16 protein-coding genes are annotated in these 15,683 nt (G+C 71.3%); 10 read left to right on the top strand and 6 right to left on the bottom strand.

What is annotated here, in order from left to right; all coding sequences use genetic code 11:
* The first annotated feature begins 10 nt into the window (after positions 1-10).
* From ACWGO8_RS06430 to ACWGO8_RS06415, 4 genes are read left to right on the top strand one after another with little or no spacing between them, the layout of a single operon-like run.
* Positions 11-1,663 carry an ABC transporter substrate-binding protein gene (locus ACWGO8_RS06430; protein WP_452042264.1) on the top strand — a complete coding sequence of 551 codons (1,653 nt, stop codon included), beginning with the start codon at positions 11-13 and terminating at the stop codon, positions 1,661-1,663.
* Positions 1,650-2,666, top strand: coding sequence for an ABC transporter permease (locus ACWGO8_RS06425; protein WP_452042263.1), 1,017 nt, complete (start codon positions 1,650-1,652; stop codon positions 2,664-2,666). Before ACWGO8_RS06430 ends, ACWGO8_RS06425 begins: the two co-directional genes overlap by 14 nt.
* A complete protein-coding gene (locus tag ACWGO8_RS06420; RefSeq protein WP_452042262.1) occupies positions 2,663-3,523 on the top strand; it encodes an ABC transporter permease in 861 nt (286 codons plus the stop codon). Before ACWGO8_RS06425 ends, ACWGO8_RS06420 begins: the two co-directional genes overlap by 4 nt.
* On the top strand, positions 3,520-5,277 hold the full coding sequence (locus ACWGO8_RS06415) for a dipeptide ABC transporter ATP-binding protein (RefSeq protein ID WP_452042261.1): 1,758 nt from the start codon (positions 3,520-3,522) through the stop codon (positions 5,275-5,277). Before ACWGO8_RS06420 ends, ACWGO8_RS06415 begins: the two co-directional genes overlap by 4 nt.
* Before the next feature lie 3 nt (positions 5,278-5,280).
* Here the strand turns inward: ACWGO8_RS06415 and ACWGO8_RS06410 are convergent, their stop codons facing one another.
* Entirely contained in the window at positions 5,281-5,475 is a 195-nt protein-coding gene (locus tag ACWGO8_RS06410; protein ID WP_452042260.1) for a hypothetical protein, read from the bottom strand.
* Between the two features lie 143 nt (positions 5,476-5,618).
* Here ACWGO8_RS06410 and ACWGO8_RS06405 point away from each other — a divergent pair, with 143 nt between their 5' ends.
* Positions 5,619-6,050: a hypothetical protein gene (locus ACWGO8_RS06405; protein ID WP_452042259.1), complete on the top strand. Its 432-nt coding sequence runs from the start codon at positions 5,619-5,621 to the stop codon at positions 6,048-6,050.
* A 91-nt stretch (positions 6,051-6,141) separates the two neighbouring features.
* On the opposite strand, the gene ku is transcribed toward ACWGO8_RS06405, so the two are convergent.
* Together ku and ACWGO8_RS06395 are read right to left on the bottom strand one after the other, a co-directional pair.
* Positions 6,142-7,089, bottom strand: coding sequence for a non-homologous end joining protein Ku (gene ku, locus ACWGO8_RS06400; protein WP_452042258.1), 948 nt, complete (start codon positions 7,087-7,089; stop codon positions 6,142-6,144).
* A gap of 119 nt (positions 7,090-7,208) precedes the next feature.
* Positions 7,209-8,102 carry a helix-turn-helix domain-containing protein gene (locus ACWGO8_RS06395; protein WP_452042257.1) on the bottom strand — a complete coding sequence of 298 codons (894 nt, stop codon included), beginning with the start codon at positions 8,100-8,102 and terminating at the stop codon, positions 7,209-7,211.
* A 126-nt stretch (positions 8,103-8,228) separates the two neighbouring features.
* On the opposite strand from ACWGO8_RS06395, the gene ACWGO8_RS06390 reads away from it, so the two are divergent.
* The 4 genes from ACWGO8_RS06390 to ACWGO8_RS06375 all read left to right on the top strand — a co-directional run bounded on the left by ACWGO8_RS06390 (position 8,229) and on the right by ACWGO8_RS06375 (position 12,959).
* Positions 8,229-9,080: an SDR family oxidoreductase gene (locus ACWGO8_RS06390; protein WP_452042256.1), complete on the top strand. Its 852-nt coding sequence runs from the start codon at positions 8,229-8,231 to the stop codon at positions 9,078-9,080.
* Positions 9,081-9,117: 37 nt separating this feature from the next.
* Complete coding sequence (locus tag ACWGO8_RS06385) at positions 9,118-9,882, top strand: SDR family NAD(P)-dependent oxidoreductase (RefSeq protein WP_452042255.1); 765 nt, start codon at positions 9,118-9,120, stop codon at positions 9,880-9,882.
* 94 nt (positions 9,883-9,976) lie between these two features.
* Positions 9,977-12,580 (top strand): ATP-dependent DNA ligase, encoded by a 2,604-nt coding sequence (locus ACWGO8_RS06380; RefSeq protein WP_452042254.1) that lies wholly within the window; start codon positions 9,977-9,979, stop codon positions 12,578-12,580.
* Between the two features lie 34 nt (positions 12,581-12,614).
* Positions 12,615-12,959, top strand: a complete 345-nt coding sequence (locus tag ACWGO8_RS06375; RefSeq protein ID WP_452042253.1) for a DUF7882 family protein — start codon at positions 12,615-12,617, stop codon at positions 12,957-12,959.
* Between the two features lie 36 nt (positions 12,960-12,995).
* Here the strand turns inward: ACWGO8_RS06375 and ACWGO8_RS06370 are convergent, their stop codons facing one another.
* From ACWGO8_RS06370 to ACWGO8_RS06360, 3 genes are read right to left on the bottom strand one after another with little or no spacing between them, the layout of a single operon-like run.
* Complete coding sequence (locus tag ACWGO8_RS06370) at positions 12,996-13,967, bottom strand: DNA topoisomerase IB (protein ID WP_452042252.1); 972 nt, start codon at positions 13,965-13,967, stop codon at positions 12,996-12,998.
* A gap of 7 nt (positions 13,968-13,974) precedes the next feature.
* Positions 13,975-14,241, bottom strand: coding sequence for a DUF7218 family protein (locus ACWGO8_RS06365; RefSeq protein WP_452042251.1), 267 nt, complete (start codon positions 14,239-14,241; stop codon positions 13,975-13,977).
* 39 nt (positions 14,242-14,280) lie between these two features.
* Positions 14,281-15,168: an SDR family oxidoreductase gene (locus ACWGO8_RS06360; protein WP_452042250.1), complete on the bottom strand. Its 888-nt coding sequence runs from the start codon at positions 15,166-15,168 to the stop codon at positions 14,281-14,283.
* Positions 15,169-15,464: 296 nt separating this feature from the next.
* Between ACWGO8_RS06360 and ACWGO8_RS06355 the strand changes: the two genes are divergently transcribed.
* Positions 15,465-15,629 (top strand): hypothetical protein, encoded by a 165-nt coding sequence (locus ACWGO8_RS06355; protein WP_187432516.1) that lies wholly within the window; start codon positions 15,465-15,467, stop codon positions 15,627-15,629.
* Positions 15,630-15,683 lie beyond the last annotated feature (54 nt).

Below are 15,683 nucleotides of genomic sequence, written 5' to 3'. Positions count from 1 at the left end.
GAGGAGCATCATGACCACGCCACGCCTCCCCGCACGGCGCCGGTTCCGGCGCACCACCGCGATCGTCGCCGGCGGCCTCGGCGCCGTGCTCGCGCTCGCGGGCTGCACGCCCGAGCCCTCGCCCGACACCGACGTCGAGTGGGAGCTCACCGCGACGACCGACGCCCCCTCGGGCGACATCGACTCGTACACCTGGGTGAGCTACGCCGAGCCGTTCTCGCTCGACTACGCCTACGCGTTCGACTACTCCGACAACCAGGTGCTCGCCAATGTCTGCGAGTCCCTGCTCCGGCTGAACCCCGACTACACGCTGTCGCCCGGGCTCGCGGAGTCGTACGAGCACCCGACGCCGACGACGTGGGTCTACACGATCCGCGACGGCGTGACCTTCCACGACGGCACGCCGCTGACGGCGGCCGACGTGGTCGCGTCGATGAGCCGCCACCTCGACCCCGCGGTGGGCTCGTCGTGGTACTCCGTCTACCAGAACGTGGTCTCGATCGAGCAGACCGGCGACCGCGAGGTCACCGTCACCGAGGCGATCCCCGACTCGCAGTTCAACCTGGCGATGGGCGGCTCGGCCGGCGTGGTCGAGTCCGCTGCCACGCTCGAAGCCGCGGGCGCCGACTACGGCAACTCCAGCGGCGGCGTGAACTGCACCGGCCCGTTCTCGCTCGAGGAGTGGAAGTCGGGCGAGTCCATCACCCTCGCCCGCTACGACGACTACTGGGACGACTCGCTGCGCGCGAAGTCGGGCGAGGTCGAGTTCCTCTTCATGAACGACGCCACCGCCCGCGTCAACGCGCTGAAGTCGGGTGAGGTCGACGGCGGCTGGATGATCCCCTTCGACGCGATCGGCCAGCTCGAGGCATCCGGGGTCGGCGACGTGTACTTCGGCCTGAGCACCGCGGTCTCGAGCCTGATCGTCTCGAACCTCGACGGCCCGCTCGGCGACCTGCGGGTGCGGCAGGCGCTGCTCATGGCCCTCGATCGCCAGGGCATCGTGGATGCCGCGGCGAAGGGCTACGGCGACGTGACGAACGCGCTCACCACCGAGTCCGTCTGGGTCGGCGCGAGCGACGCCGCACTCGACTCGGCCTTCGCGGGCCTCGAGGAGTACCCGTACGACCTCGAGGAGGCCAAGCGCCTCGTCGAGGAGGCCGGCGCGACGGGCGAGGAGATCACCTTCGCGACCGCGCCGATCGGGAGCGACTTCAACATCATCGCCCAGGCCACCGCGGCCGCGGCCGAGTCCATCGGCCTGAAGGCGACGATCGAGACGGTGACGCCCAACGCGTACACGGCGCTGTTCTCCGACCCGAGCGCCCGCGAGGGCATCGACCTCTTCTACACGGTCTGGTACCTGTCGAGCCCCGACCCGCTCGAGATGTACAGCGTGCTTCGCACCGGCGAGTTCAGCAACTACGGCGAGTGGAGCGGCCTCGAGTTCGACCAGGTCGTCAACGAGGCGATCGCCATCGACGACCCGGCCGCCCGCTCCGAGAAGACCGCGGAGGCGCAGCGCATCGCGAACGAGCAGCTGCCGTGGCTGCCGCTCTTCACCGGCCCCATGCCGGTGTTCATGGGCGAGCGGATCACGGGTGTCTCGCCGTCGATCGCGTTCCTCTACTACCCGTGGGCGGCGACCATTGGCGCTCGCTGATCCGGCCGAGCGCACCGCCGCCCGATCCGGTGGGGCGTGGGTCGGCACGGCCACGCTCCGCCGGGTCGGCGGCAAGCTCGGAGCCCTCGCCCTCACGCTGTTCCTGGCGTCGCTGCTGGTGTTCTTCTCGCGATTCCTCGTTCCCGGCGACCCCGTGAGCTTCCTCCTCCGAGGACGCAAGCCGAGCCCTGAGGCGGTGGCCCAGGTCACCGAGCAGTACGGCCTCGACCTGCCCCCGTGGCAGCAGTACCTGAACTGGATCGCGGGCGTGCTGCACGGCGACTTCGGCCGGTCGCTCCAGTTCCGGCAGGATGTCTCGACCGTCATCGGCGAGCGGCTCCCCGTGACGCTGGGGCTCGTGCTCATGGCCGGGCTCATGATCGCGATCGTCGGGATCGCCGCCGGGATCGTCGCGGCGCTCAACCGTGGGCGCGTGCTCGACCGGGCGGTGCTCATCGGGCTCACCGTGCTCGGCGCGATCCCGTCGTTCGTGGGTGCGATCGTGCTCATCGCGATCTTCGCGGTGCAGCTCGGGTGGTTCCCGTCGTTCGGCTCGGGGGAGGGCGGCCTCGACACCGCCTACCACCTCGTGCTGCCGTCGATCGCCCTGGCGATCGTGTTCGTCGTGCTCGTCGGCAAGGTCACCCGCTCGTCGATGGTGGACCAGCTCGACCGCGAGCACGTCGAGGTCGCGACGAGCCGCGGCCTGAAGCGCGCGACCGTCGTGCGCCGCCACGTGTTCCGCAACGCGATCGGCCCGATCCTCACGGTGAGCGGCCTGCTCGTCGCGGGCCTGCTCGTGGCGAGCTCGATCGTCGAGGCGGCCTTCGGGCTCGCGGGCGTCGGCTCGCTGCTCGTGCAGTCGGTCGACCGCCTCGACTTCCCGGTCGTGCAGGCGATCGTCCTCCTCGTGGTCGCGGCGTTCGTCGTCGTGAACGCGATCGTCGACCTCCTCGAACCCTGGATCGACCCGCGATCCGCAGCAGGAGCTGGTGCCCGATGACCACCCCCACCCTCGCCGTCGAGGTGCTGCGCGCGCCGCGCGCCCGACGCGCGAACACCACCTTCCTCGTCAGCGTCGGCATCGTCGCCGTGATGACGCTCGCCGCGATCCTCGCCCCGCTCATCGCGCCGTACCCGCCCGACCAGGTCGACCTGGGCGCCGTGCACGCCGGTCCCAGCGCCGCGCACTGGCTCGGCACCGACGCCCTCGGCCGCGACCTGCTGAGCCGCCTGATCTACGGCGCCCGCACTGCGCTGCTCGGCCCGCTCCTCGTCGTGCTGTCGTCGACCGTGCTCGGCATCCTGCTGGGCCTGCTCGCCGGATGGCGCGGCGGCTGGCTCGACGCCGTGCTCGGCCGCATCTTCGACGTCGTGTTCGCCTTCCCGTCGCTGCTCATCGCGATCATGGCGGTCGCCCTGTTCGGCAAGGGGCTCGTCGCTCCGGTCATCGCCATGAGCATCGCGTACATGCCGTTCGTGGCCCGGCTCACCCGGTCGCTCGTGACCGCCGAGCGCAGTCGTCCGTATGTCGCGGCCTACCGCGTGCAGGGGTTCGGCGGCGGCTGGATCGCGTTCCGACGCGTGCTCCCGAACGTGACCCCGATCGTCGGCGCGCAGTCCACGCTCAACTTCGGCTACGTGCTCGCCGAGCTCGCCGCCCTCTCGTTCCTCGGCCTCGGCGTGCAGGCGCCGACCGCCGACTGGGGCGCCATGATCAACGAGGCCCAGGCGGGCCTCATCGGCGGCTACTTCCTGCCCGCTCTCGTGCCGGCCGTCGCCGTGGTGGTGGTCGTCGTCGCCGTGAACGTGATCGGCGAGGAACTGTCCGACCGCATCGGAGGCGAGATCCCCGCATGACCCTCCTCGACATCGATCGACTCACGCTCGACCTGCCCGACGGCACGCGCCTGCTCGACGGCATCTCGCTCAGCGTCGCCCCCGGCGAGACCGTCGGCCTCGTCGGCGAATCGGGCTCGGGCAAGTCCCTCACCGCGCGCTCGGTGCTCGGCCTGTTCCCCGATCGGGCGACGACCGGCGGCTCCGTGCGGCTCGAGGGCCGCGAGGTGCTCGGCGCGTCCACGCGCGAGCTGCTCGCCCTGCGCCGTCGCAGCGCCGCGATGGTGTTCCAGGACCCGCGCGCGGGCATCAACCCCATGCGCACGATCGGCGACCACCTCACCGAGGCCACGAGGATCGCCGACCGGCGTCCCGCCGCCGAGGCCCGTGCCCGCGCGGTCGAGCTGCTCGGCGCCGTGCGGATGCCGCGCCCCGACGAGCACCTGTCCCAGCATCCGCACGAGCTGTCGGGCGGCATGCTCCAGCGCGTCATGATCGCCGGAGCACTCATGAGCTCGCCGCCCCTGCTCATCTGCGACGAGCCGACGACGGCGCTCGACGTGACGACGCAGGCCGAGATCATCTCGGTGCTCGCGGAGCAGCAGGCGAGTCGTGGAATGGGCATGCTCTTCATCACGCACGACCTCACCCTGGCCGCCTCGCTCTGCGACCGCATCGTGGTCATGAGCACGGGCCGCGTCGAGGAGCGCGGCGACGCTCGGCAGGTGCTGCGCGATCCGCAGGCCGAGTACACCAAGCGGCTCGTCGCGGCCACGCCGACCATCGCGATCCGCGGTTCGGCCGACGGTGAGGCCGCGTCCTCCTCCCGCGGGTCGAGGAGCGGCGAAGCCGCGTCTCGAGACCGGCACGCGACGACGGATGCCGCGACCCCGACGGATGCCGCGCGCACCGCGTCACCCGCCGCCGACGTCGCCCCCGCGGCATCCGCCGCCCCCGAGCCGATGCTCGTCGTGACGGCGCTCGCGAAGACCTACCACCCGCGCGGGCGGACCCCGGTGCGCGCCGTGGCCGGCGCCTCGATCGCGATCGCCCACGGCGGTGCGCTCGGCGTGGTGGGCGAGTCGGGCTCGGGCAAGTCGACGCTCGCGCGGATGATCGTCGGGCTCGAGCAGGCCGACTCCGGCGACATCCGGATCGACGGACGCGAGCGCACCGCCGCGCCGCGCACCCGCGCCGACCGGCTCGCGCACGCCCGGTCGGTCCAGATGGTGTTCCAGGACCCGTACCTCTCGCTCGACCCGCGCGTGACCGCGGGCCGTGCCGTCGAGGACGCCCTGCGCCTGCACGCGAAGTTGTCGACCGCCGACGCTCGCGCCCGCGTGCTCGACCTGCTCGAGCAGGTCGGCCTCGACGCCCGCCACGCGAACGCCCGGCCGAAAACCCTGTCGGGGGGCCAGCGCCAGCGGGTCGCTATCGCCCGTGCGCTCGCCGTGGAGCCCGACCTGCTCGTGATGGACGAGGCGACGAGCGCGCTCGACGTCTCGGTGCAGGCACAGGTGCTCGACCTCGTCGCGCGCATCCGCCGCGAGCGCGGCCTCACCGTGCTCTTCATCAGCCACGACCTCGCGGTCGTACGGCGGGTCTGCGACGAGACCGTCGTGATGCAGCACGGCGAGATCGTCGAGCGCGGCCGCACGGCCGAGCTGCTCGATGCGCCGCGGCATCCGTACACCCGGCTGCTGCTCGACTCGGTGCCGCGACCCGCGTGGGACGAGGCGCCCGTCGTCGAGGCGGGCGATCGCGTGCTCGCCTGACGGCTACTCGAGGTTGTCCACCGGGGTCGTCTCGTCGAGGGGGTCGCCCTCGCTCGCGCTCGTCACCTCGGAGCCGTCGCGGGCATCGGGGGAGGCGCCGGGCGACGTGCCCTCCTCGAGGTCGAAGTCCAGCGCTCCGCGGTCGCCGGGTCCGGCGTCGGGGTTGCGACCGGAACCCGTCTCGTCTGCCGTGCTCATGGGCCGAGCGTAGGTCGACGGATGCTGCGCCGACAGGCCCTTGACACGTGCTCGGTGCCGCCTCCATGCCGACGCATGCAACCGTCCCCTGTCGGGGGGTCATGGCTAGGCTGGTTCACACCACGATCAGGGGGATTGCAACCATGCAACGAATCATGACGTCCGCTGCGCTGGTATTCGCCGGCGCCCTGCTGCTGGCCGGCTGCACCGCCGCTGGAGGCGGCTCCACGAGCGCCGCCGCCGCCGACCCGTGCCAGGCGGTCAACTCGGAGGTCCGCGACATCTCGAACGGCGCGCAGAACGTGCTCGCCGCCGGCGGCGATCCGAGCGAGATGCAGGATTCGCTCGACGGCTACAGCGAGCGGGTGACCGCGCTCGACGAGCAGTACGGCTCCGACACCGGCACGTCGGAGGCGCTCGGCGTGCTCAACGAGCAGATCGACGCGGCATCCTCGTTCGCGGCGACGCTGCCCACCGATCCCGACGCGGAGGTCGACTCCGAAGCCGTGGCCGAGCAGCAGGGTGCGATCGCCGAGGCGGCGACCGAGGTCACCAACTCCTGCGACGCGGGCTGACACCCGCCCCACGCGAACGGCGCGCGGCATCCGCTCATCGGATGCCGCGCGCCGTCGTCATGCGGCCGCTCGCGCGTTCAGGCCACCGCGATCAGGACGCCGCCTTCTTGGCCGGCGCCTTCTTCGCGGGGGCCTTCTTCTTCGCTGCGTCGCCCGACGACTTCGCGCCGCCCTCGGCCGACTTCGACGTGGACTTGGCGCCCGAGCCGCTCTTCGACGAGCCCGATGAGCTCGACTTCGCGGCATCCGACCCGCCCCGCTTCGATGCGATGGACTGGCGCAGCGCCTCCATGAGGTCGATGACCTCGCCGCCGGCCTCCTCCTCGGGCTGCTCGCCGAACGTCGCGGCCGTGTCGATCGCGTCGCCCTGCTCGAGCTTGGCCGTGATGAGGGTGCGCAGCTCCTGCTGGTACTCGTCGACGAACTGCGCCGGCTCGAATTCGGAGACCAGGCTCTCGACGAGCTGCTTCGACAGCTCGAGCTCCTGCGACGAGATCTTCACGGGCTCATCGAGCGACGGGAAGGCGGCCTCGCGCACCTCATCGCTCCAGAGCAGCGTCTGCACCATGAGCACGTCGCCGTAGACGCGCAGCGCAGCCAGCCGCGTCTTCTGGCGTAGCGCCATGCGCACGATCGCGGTGCGCTCGGTCGACTCGAGCGTCCGGCGCAGCAGCACGTACGCCTTGTTCGAGGCCGAGTCGGGCTCGAGGTAGTAGCTCTTGTCGAACATGATCGGGTCGATCTGCTCGGTCGGCACGAACTCGACGACCTCGATCTCGCGGCTGCGCTCGGCGGGCAGCGACTTCAGGTCCTCGTCGGTGATGATCACCGTGCGCTCGCCGTCGTCGTAGGCCTTGTCGATGTTCTTGTAGTCGACGGGCTTGCCGTCGATCTCGCAGATGCGTTGGTAGCGGATGCGCCCACCGTCCGCGTCGTGCACCTGGTGCAGTGACACGTCGTGGTCCTCGGTGGCGCTGTACAACTTGACGGGCACATTGACCAGGCCGAATGTGACCGCCCCCTTCCAGACGGCTCGCATCACACCAGTACACACCCGCGGACGCGGAGAACGGTACCCCCTGCGGCATCCGTACCGTTCGCCGCTCCCGTCGTCGTGTGTGTCGATCTCGCAGTCGCGGGACGCGCTGGCGGCCGAGGTCAGTCCGGTTCGGCGGCGGCCGACGTGCGGACGACGTCGTCGTCGGTCGCGGCCCAGGTGGCGAGCAGCTGCAGCCCGTCGTGCGAGGCCGTGCCGGGTTCGGCGGTATAGGCGAGGAACAGCAGCCCGCGCTCCGACGACAGTTCCATGGCCTCGTAGTTCAGCTGGAGATCGCCCACGACGGGGTGGTGGATGCGCTTGAGGCCGGTGCGGTGCTCGCGCACGTCGTGCGATGCCCACAAGGTGCGGAACGCCTCGCTGCGAGTGGAGAGTTCGCCCACGAGATCGCTCAGGGCGCGGTCGTACGGAGCGCGTCCCGCCTCGGCACGCAGGAGCGCCACGGTCTGCTGGGCGGCGTCCTCCCAGTCGAGGTAGAACGCGCGTGCACGCCGGTCGAGGAACAGGAAGCGGCCGAAGTTCGCGGGACGCTGCGGCTGGCGATACATCTCCGAGAAGAGCGCCAGACCGAGCCGGTTCGAGGCGACGATGTCGAGGCGTCCGTTCTGCACGACGGCGGGCACGTTGGTCATCGCATCGAGCAACTGTTGCACGCCGGGCCGCATCTGCTGCTTCCGCGCTGACCGCCGCCGCTGCTGGGGACGGATGCCCGCGTTGGCGGCGCGCACGAGGTCGTGGAGGTGCGTGCGCTCGGCATCGTCGAGTTGCAGCGCGCGGCTGATGCCCTCGAGCACGGCCTCGGAGACACCGACGGCGTTGCCGCGTTCGAAGCGCACGTAGTACTCGACGCTCATGCCGGCGAGGAGCGCGACCTCCTCGCGGCGGAGTCCCGGGACACGGCGGCGTCCACCGAAGTCGGGCAGCCCGGCCTGGGCGGGGGTGAGCCTGGCTCGCCGAGTGGTCAGGAACTCACGGATGTCGTCCCGAGTGTCCATGCCTCGACCCTACGACCGCACAAGCCGAGTGTGGGGGGCCCTGCCATTAACCGGATAGGGCGGGTCTGCCTCGCCGCGAGGTGCCGAGTTCAACTGGGATCACCTCAACGAAAGGCACACAGGAACATGAATGACCAGAAGGTGTGGTTCGTCACCGGCGCCGGCCGTGGCATGGGCATCGACATCGCCAAGGCGGCGCTCGCCGCCGGACACGCGGTCGTCGCGACCGGCCGTGACGCCGACCGCGTCCGCAACGTGATCGGCAAGCACGACGGCCTCCTCGCCGTGGCGCTCGACATCACCGATCCGGACGCCGCGGGCGCCGCCGCGCAGGCGGCCGTCGAGCGATTCGGTCGCATCGACGTGCTCGTCAACAACGCGGGCAACTTCTACGCGGGCTTCTTCGAGGAGATCAGTCCCGAGCAGTACCGCCGGCAGATGGAGACGAACTTCTTCGGCCCACTCAACGTGACGCGCGCGATCCTGCCGATCATGCGGAAGCAGCGGAGCGGCCACGTCATCACCATCAGCTCCACCGCCGGCCTCGTCGGCGTCGACTTCTGCTCGGCGTACTCTGCATCGAAGTTCGCCGTCGAGGGCTGGATGGAATCGCTCCGCTCCGACGTCGAGCCGTTCGGAATCACGACGACCGTCGTCGAGCCCGGGTTCTTCCGCACCGAGCTCCTCGTCGAAGGTTCGTCCACGATCTGGCCCGAGCTCTCCATCGACGACTACGCCGACCGCACGAAGGCGACCATCGAGGCGTGGACGGGCATGAACGGCCTGCAGACGGGCGACCCGGCGAAGCTCGCCGCCGCCCTCGTCGTCCTCGCCGACTCCGGCCAGCCGCCGCTGCGCTTCCTCGCCGGCGCCGATGCCATCGAGACCGCGGAGCAGAAGGCCAGGACGTTGCTCGAGCAGGCCGACGCCCACCGCGAGCTCTCCAGCTCGCTCCTCCACGACAACGCCACCGTCTGACCGACGCACCGTCTTCGAGCGGACAGGACACCATTCCGTGGATTCATCACTGAGCAACACCGTCGCCCTCGTCACCGGAGCGAGCAGCGGGATCGGCGCGGCAACAGCGCGCAGATTGGCCGAGCACGGGGCATCCGTCGCTCTCGTGGCCAGGCGAGCCGACCGTCTCGACGCACTCGCAGCCGAGATCCGGGAAGCGGGCGGAACCGCGCTCGCCGTGCAAGCCGACATCACCGACCGCGGCGAGGCCGAGGCGGCCGTCCAACAGGTCGTCGACCGGTTCGGACGACTCGACATCCTCGTCAACAACGCCGGCCTGATGCTCCTCGGCCCGGTCGTCGGCGCCGACGTCGAGGAGTGGGAGCGCATGCTCGCTGTCAACGTGCGCGGCCTGCTCTCCACGACCCGCGCGGCACTGCCGCACCTGCTCGAAACCGCGGAGGCGGGGCCGCGGCGGGTGGCCGACATCGTCAATGTCAGCTCGATCGCCGGCCGAGTCGCCTGGAGCGGCTACGGCGTCTACAACCTCACCAAGTTCGGCGTGAACGGGTTCACCGAGTCATTGCGTCAGGAGGTGACCCGACGCCACGTGCGCGTGGGCGTTCTCGAACCGGGCGGCGTGGCGACCGAGCTCGCCTCCCACAACCGACCCGAGATCCAGAGCGAGATGACCACTCCCTTCTACGAGCAGACAGAGGTCCTCGCGCCCGAGGACGTCGCCGACGGCGTCGCCTACATGGTCACCCGCCCCCGGCACTCGTCCGTCGGCGAGCTGTGGATCATGCCCACCGACCAAGCCTGACGATCTGCACGGCCTCGCCCTTGGTCGAGGCGCAGCGAGGTGCGGATGCTGCGAATGCTGGCATTGCGGCATCCGCACCCGCGAGGATGGACGCGTGGCCGAGGGCACGCGCCAGCTCGTGGAGGTCGACGGTCGGAGGCTCCGGCTGACGAACCTCGACAAGGTCATGTATCCCGAGACGGGCATGACCAAGGGCGAGGTGATCTCCTACTACGCGGAGGTCGCCCCCGTCATGGTGCCCCTCACCGCCGGGCGACCGGTCACGCGCAAGCGGTGGGTGCAGGGCGTGGGCACCCCGGATGCCCCGGGCCAGGTGTTCTTCGAGAAGAACCTCGCCGAGCACGCGCCCGACTGGGTGCGCCGGGGGGTCATCCAGCACTCCGACGGGCCGAAGACCTACCCGATCGCCGACAACCGGGCGACGCTCGTCTGGCTCGCGCAGCAGGCGTCGCTCGAGGTGCACGTGCCGCAGTGGCGCTTCCGCCCCGACGGCGGGCGGGGCAACCCCGACCGCATGGTGTTCGACCTGGACCCCGGCCCGGGCATGGGGCTCGCGGAATGCGCCGAGGTGGCCCGGCTCGTGCGGGCGATCCTCGACGGGATGTCGCTCGAGGCGTTCCCCGTGACGAGCGGCAGCAAGGGCATCCACCTGTACGCCCCGCTCGACGGCGCACAGACGTCCGAGCAGATCTCGGCCGTCGCGCACGAGCTCGCGCGCGCCCTCGAGGCCGACCACCCCGAGCTCATCGTGTCGAGCATGCGGAAGACGCTCCGCGAGGGGCGGGTGCTCATCGATTGGAGCCAGAACAACCAGAACAAGACGACGATCGCGCCGTACTCGTTGCGCGGCCGCTTCCGTCCGACGGTGGCGGCGCCACGCACGTGGGAGGAGCTCGACGACCCCGGCCTGCGGCACCTCGAGGCGCACGAGGTGCTCGAGCGTGTGGCCGCCGGCATCGACCCGACCGCTCCGCTCGCGGCATCCGGCGGCTCAGGGGCTGGACCGCTCGCCACCTACCTCTCGATGCGCGAAGCCGGCGCGACGCCCGAGCCGATGCCCTCATCGGCGTGGGGAGCGTCGAGCGACGGCCTGCCGCGGTTCGTGATCCAGGAGCACCACGCCCGTCGGCTGCACTACGACCTGCGGCTCGAGCGCGACGGCGTGCTGAAGAGCTGGGCGGTGCCGAGGGGCGTCCCCGAGGGGACCGACCGGAACAACCTCGCAGTGCAGACCGAGGACCACCCCATGGAGTACCTCGCCTTCGAGGGCACGATCCCGGCCGGGCAGTACGGTGCGGGCGGCATGACGGTGTGGGACACCGGCACCTACGAGACCGAGAAGTGGCGCGACGAGGAGGTGATCTTCACGCTCACCGGGCGTCCGGGCGGCCCGCTCGGCGAGGTGCGCCTCGCGCTCATCCGCACGGAGGGCGAGGGTGAGAAGTCGCAGTGGCTCCTGCACCGCATGAAGGACCAGCGTGCGGGGCACTGGAGCCCGTCGTCGAAGGCGCGGCACGAACGGAACGAGTCTTCGCGGGTCGAGGAGCGCCCGGCGGAGAGTCCGGAGGTTGAGGAGCGCCCGGCGGAGCCGGACGCGTCTCGAAACCCCCTCGCGCAAGCGGGTTTCGAGACGCCGGCGGAGCCGGCTCCTCGACCCGCGGGGTCCGCGCACGCAGGTTTCGAGACGCCGGCGGAGCCGGCTCCTCGACCCCAGGAGGCCGAGGACGACGGCGTCGAACCCATCCTCGTCCGCCCCATGCTCGCGACCTCGGGCACGCTCGGCCGCCTGACGGGGGAGGAGTGGGCGCTCGAGTGGAAGTGGGACGGCATTCGCGTGCTCGCCCGGGCCGACGGCGGCGGCATCCGCCTGCTGAGCCGGCGGGGGAACGACGTGACGGCCACCTACCCCGAGCTCTCGGCGCTTCCGAGGGTCCTGCGCGGCGACGCCCTCGTCGACGGAGAGATCGTCGCGCTCGACGACGAGGGGCGTCCCAGCTTCGAGCTGATGCAGCAGCGGATGAACCTGACCCGTCCGCGCGAGATCGAGCGGGTCGCGGCATCCGTGCCGGTACGGCTGCTGCTCTTCGACGTGCTCGAGATCGCCGGGTCGCCGGTCATGCAGCTGCCGTACCGCCGGCGACGCGAGCTGCTCGAACGACTGCTGCGCCCGCGCGCCGGCGTCCCGGTGGAGGTGCCGGCTGGGGCGACGGGCGAACCCGCCGAGGCGTTCGAGGAGAGCCGCCGCCTCGGCCTCGAAGGGCTCGTGGCCAAGCGCCCCGACTCGCCCTACCGGCCGGGCGTGCGCTCGGAGGACTGGCTGAAGCTGAAGCTCACGCGCACGCAGGAGGTCGTGATCGGCGGCTATCGCAAGGGCATCGGCACGCGAACGGGCCACATCCGCTCACTGCTCGTCGGCATCCCGGGCGAGCACGGGCTCGAGTACGCGGGCCGCGTCGGCAGCGGCTTCAAGGAGGTCGAGCTCGACCGGCTCCTGAAACAGCTCGGCGGGCTCGAACAGCCGACGCGGCCCTTCGTGGAGGTGCCGGCGATCGATGCGAAGGACGCGGTCTGGGTGCGGCCCGAGCTCGTCGGCGAGATCGAGTTCGGCGAATGGACCCGCACGGGCGTCGCCCGGCACCCGAGGTGGCGAGGGCTCCGTTCCGACAAATCCCCAGATGAGGTCGTGCGGGAAACGTGATCCCGGTGGCCCCCGCACAAGGTACGCTCTGTCGGTGGGCACACTCTATTACGGCGATTCCGGCACCCCGATCGGAATCGAAGACCGCGCGCTGGCGCACCTCAAGTTCGCGATCACGACCAAGCTCCGCCGCGGCGAGAGCTTCACGCTGTCGTGGAAGCATCCCGACGACCAGCCGCGTGGACGGAGCACCCTCTGGGTGCACCCGACCATCCCGCTGCGCTTCGTGTTCGACGAGCCCGAGACGCCCGACCTGAGCCGGGAGTGGGTCGAGGACCTGATGCGCTCGGCCAACAGCACGGGCGGCATCATGCTCGTCGAGGAGCACGTCGACGTCCCCGAGCCCGAGCCCGAGGCCGCCCCGGTCATCGCGGCCTGACGGGTCGTCGCGGCCCGACCGCGGCGCAGCCCGTCCTCACGCGTCGTCGACGAGCAGCGCCAGCAGCGCCTGCTCGCGCCCACCGCGACGCTCGATCGTGCGCCCGTGCTCGTACGCGATCACCACGCGCGGGTCGACGTAGCTCGCCTTCGCGATCGCCGGGGTGTTGCCCAGCACCGTGCTGGCGAACTCGATCGCGTCGCGGACCGCCTTCCCCCGTGCCCTGGTCGTCTCCATGACCCCGATCTCGGCCAGCCGATCGGCCGCGGCGATCGTGCCGCGCAGCGTGCGGAAGTCCTTCGCAGTGAAGTCGCCGCCGGTGCGCGCGCGGATGTCCTCGTTCACGTCGGACGCGATCGCGGAGCGCATGCGCCGGCCGTCGAGCCACGCGTAGAGCCGTGCGGCGGGCGAGCGCTCGCCCGAGCGCTCCACGAACGTCGCGAGCGCGGCATCCGTCACCCGGACGTCCTGCGCGATGCCGCCCTTCGCCCGGAACCGGAACCGCACGGTGTCGGCGTCGTCGAGCCGCGCGTTGCGCACGAGCAGCGTGGTGAGCCCGCGGCTGCGGTAGTCGGCGAGCGACTCCTCCGACCCGATGCGGATCGCGCCGAGGTCGAGCGTGCGGAACGCCGCGGCGAGCACGCGCTCGCGCGGCAGCTCGTCGAGCGCGAGATCCCGCCGCACGGTGCGCCGCGCGGCGGGCAGCACCTCGGCCAGGGCGGTCATGCGCAGGAACTTCTCCGCGTCTTGCCGTTCGCGCCAGACCGGGTGGTAGAGGTACTGGCGACGGCCCGCCGCGTCGACGCCGACGGCGAGGATGTGCGCATTCGGGGCATCCGAGATCCACACCTGCTCCCACGCGGGCGGCACGGCCAGCTCCGCGATGCGGGCGCGTTCGGCGCGTCCGGCCACGCCGCCGTCGGCGTGCACGTAGGCGAACCCGCGGCCGCGCCGCAGCCGGGTGAACCCGGGTGACACGTACGGTTCGACCCGCCTGAGGCGTGGCATCCGCGGCTCAGTGGTTGCGCAGTGCCGAGATCAGCTCGGCCTTGCGCTTGCCGCTGTACCCGGTGAGGCCGAGCTCCTTCGCGCGCTTGCGCAGCTGCTCGACGGTCCAGTCCTCGTAGTCGCCGCTCGTGCCACCCTTGCGGCCGACCGCGCTGCGACCCCGTGCGGCCGCCGCGTTCGAGATGCGTGCGGCCTTCTCCTTCGACGCGCCGTCCTCGCGGAGCTCCTCGTAGAGCTCAGGATCCTTCAGCGACGCGTTCCTGCGACCCGGCATGGGTCCTCCTCTCCATCCTCGGCGACCGCTCGCGCCCGGTCAGAGCGCCCGGCCGCCCGTGACCGGCAGCACGGCGCCCGACACGTACGACGCGTCGTCCGACGCGAGGTACACGTAGGCGCCCGCGAGCTCCGCCGGCTGACCCGCTCGCCCGAGCGGGGTGTTGTGCCCGAACTCGGGCAGCTTGTCCGGCCACCCGGTCGCGGGGATGAGCGGCGTCCAGATCGGCCCGGGGGCGACGGCGTTCACGCGGATGCCGCGGGGCCCGAGCTCCTCGGCCAGCGCCGTCGTGAACGCGACGAGCGCCGCCTTCGTCATGGCGTAGTCCACGAGCGCGCTCGACGGGTCGAACCCCTGGATCGACGTCGTCGTGATGATGCTCGATCCCGCCTCCATGATCGGCACGGCCGCGCGCGCGAGGAACACGGGCGCGAACAGGTTGACCTGCACGACGGCCTCGAAGTCGGCCGTCGGGATCTCGTCGATCCCGCCGCGATTGCGCTGGTGCGCTGCGTTGAGCACGAGGAGGTCGAGCCCGCCGAAGGCCTGCTCGGTCTGCGCGATGAGGTCCTTGCAGTGCTGTTCGCTGCGCAGGTCGCCAGGCAGCAGCAGCGGGTCGCTCCCCGCATCGAGGATCCAGTTCGCCGTCTCCATCGCGTCGTCGCGCTCGCTGGGCAGGAAGGAGATCGCGACCCGGGCGCCCTCGCGTGCGAATGCGATCGCGACGGCGCGGCCGATGCCCGAGTCGCCCCCGGTGATGAGCGCGCGCCGGCCGACGAGGCGGCCGGCGCCGCGGTAGCTCTGCTCGCCGTGGTCGGGCTGCGGCGTCATGCGTTCGGTCATGCCGGGCGGTGCCTGTTCCTGCTTCGGGAACGGGTCGGTGGTGTGCTTGGTCGTCGGATCGACGAGCTGCTCGTTCATGACCATTGGTGCCCCCTTCGGTCAGGACAGCCACGGTACGCGGGCACGGAGCGGACCCGCACGGGGTTGACATCCCGAGAGGCCGGCGACGCACCTGCCTGCACGGCGCGAGTGCCGCGGGACCACGGGGGTCGCGCTCGCGGGTAGCACTCCCCGCGAATGGGGGTCAACCCCTAGGCCCGTGCCGTCCGACGCCCCTACCGTCGAAGACACGGACGTACCCACGTCCGGATGCCCCGCCCGCACCGTCGGGCGATGTCCGCACCGTCGAACACGGTTGCGGATCACCTGAAGGAGAGATCATGAACATCCTCGTCGCTGTCATCGCCATCGCGGCCATCATCCTGCTCATCACGGGCGGCGTGGTCCCCACGCTGAACTTCCTGCTGTGGGTCGGGATCGCGCTGCTGATCATCGCGGCCATCGTGTTCCTCGTGCGCTTCATCGGCGGGAACCGGACGGTCTGACACCCCAGAGACCCCCCTCGGGAGCGGACGACCCCGTCGTCCGCTCCCACTCTC

Source organism: Agromyces sp. NPDC055661 (assembly GCF_053618135.1).
This window is presented reverse-complemented; position numbering and strand designations above follow the sequence as displayed.

What these genes read in the sequence shown, in the direction of transcription:
- ACWGO8_RS06430 (WP_452042264.1), top strand. Translation starts at nt 11, where the DNA reads ATGACCACGCCACGCCTCCCCGCACGGCGCCGGTTCCGGCGCACCACC.
- ACWGO8_RS06420 (WP_452042262.1), top strand. Translation starts at nt 2,663, where the DNA reads ATGACCACCCCCACCCTCGCCGTCGAGGTGCTGCGCGCGCCGCGCGCC.
- ACWGO8_RS06415 (WP_452042261.1), top strand. Translation starts at nt 3,520, where the DNA reads ATGACCCTCCTCGACATCGATCGACTCACGCTCGACCTGCCCGACGGC.
- ACWGO8_RS06410 (WP_452042260.1), bottom strand. Translation starts at nt 5,475, where the DNA reads ATGAGCACGGCAGACGAGACGGGTTCCGGTCGCAACCCCGACGCCGGA.
- ACWGO8_RS06405 (WP_452042259.1), top strand. Translation starts at nt 5,619, where the DNA reads ATGCAACGAATCATGACGTCCGCTGCGCTGGTATTCGCCGGCGCCCTG.
- ku (WP_452042258.1), bottom strand. Translation starts at nt 7,089, where the DNA reads ATGCGAGCCGTCTGGAAGGGGGCGGTCACATTCGGCCTGGTCAATGTG.
- ACWGO8_RS06395 (WP_452042257.1), bottom strand. Translation starts at nt 8,102, where the DNA reads ATGGACACTCGGGACGACATCCGTGAGTTCCTGACCACTCGGCGAGCC.
- ACWGO8_RS06390 (WP_452042256.1), top strand. Translation starts at nt 8,229, where the DNA reads ATGAATGACCAGAAGGTGTGGTTCGTCACCGGCGCCGGCCGTGGCATG.
- ACWGO8_RS06370 (WP_452042252.1), bottom strand. Translation starts at nt 13,967, where the DNA reads ATGCCACGCCTCAGGCGGGTCGAACCGTACGTGTCACCCGGGTTCACC.
- ACWGO8_RS06365 (WP_452042251.1), bottom strand. Translation starts at nt 14,241, where the DNA reads ATGCCGGGTCGCAGGAACGCGTCGCTGAAGGATCCTGAGCTCTACGAG.
- ACWGO8_RS06360 (WP_452042250.1), bottom strand. Translation starts at nt 15,168, where the DNA reads ATGGTCATGAACGAGCAGCTCGTCGATCCGACGACCAAGCACACCACC.
- ACWGO8_RS06355 (WP_187432516.1), top strand. Translation starts at nt 15,465, where the DNA reads ATGAACATCCTCGTCGCTGTCATCGCCATCGCGGCCATCATCCTGCTC.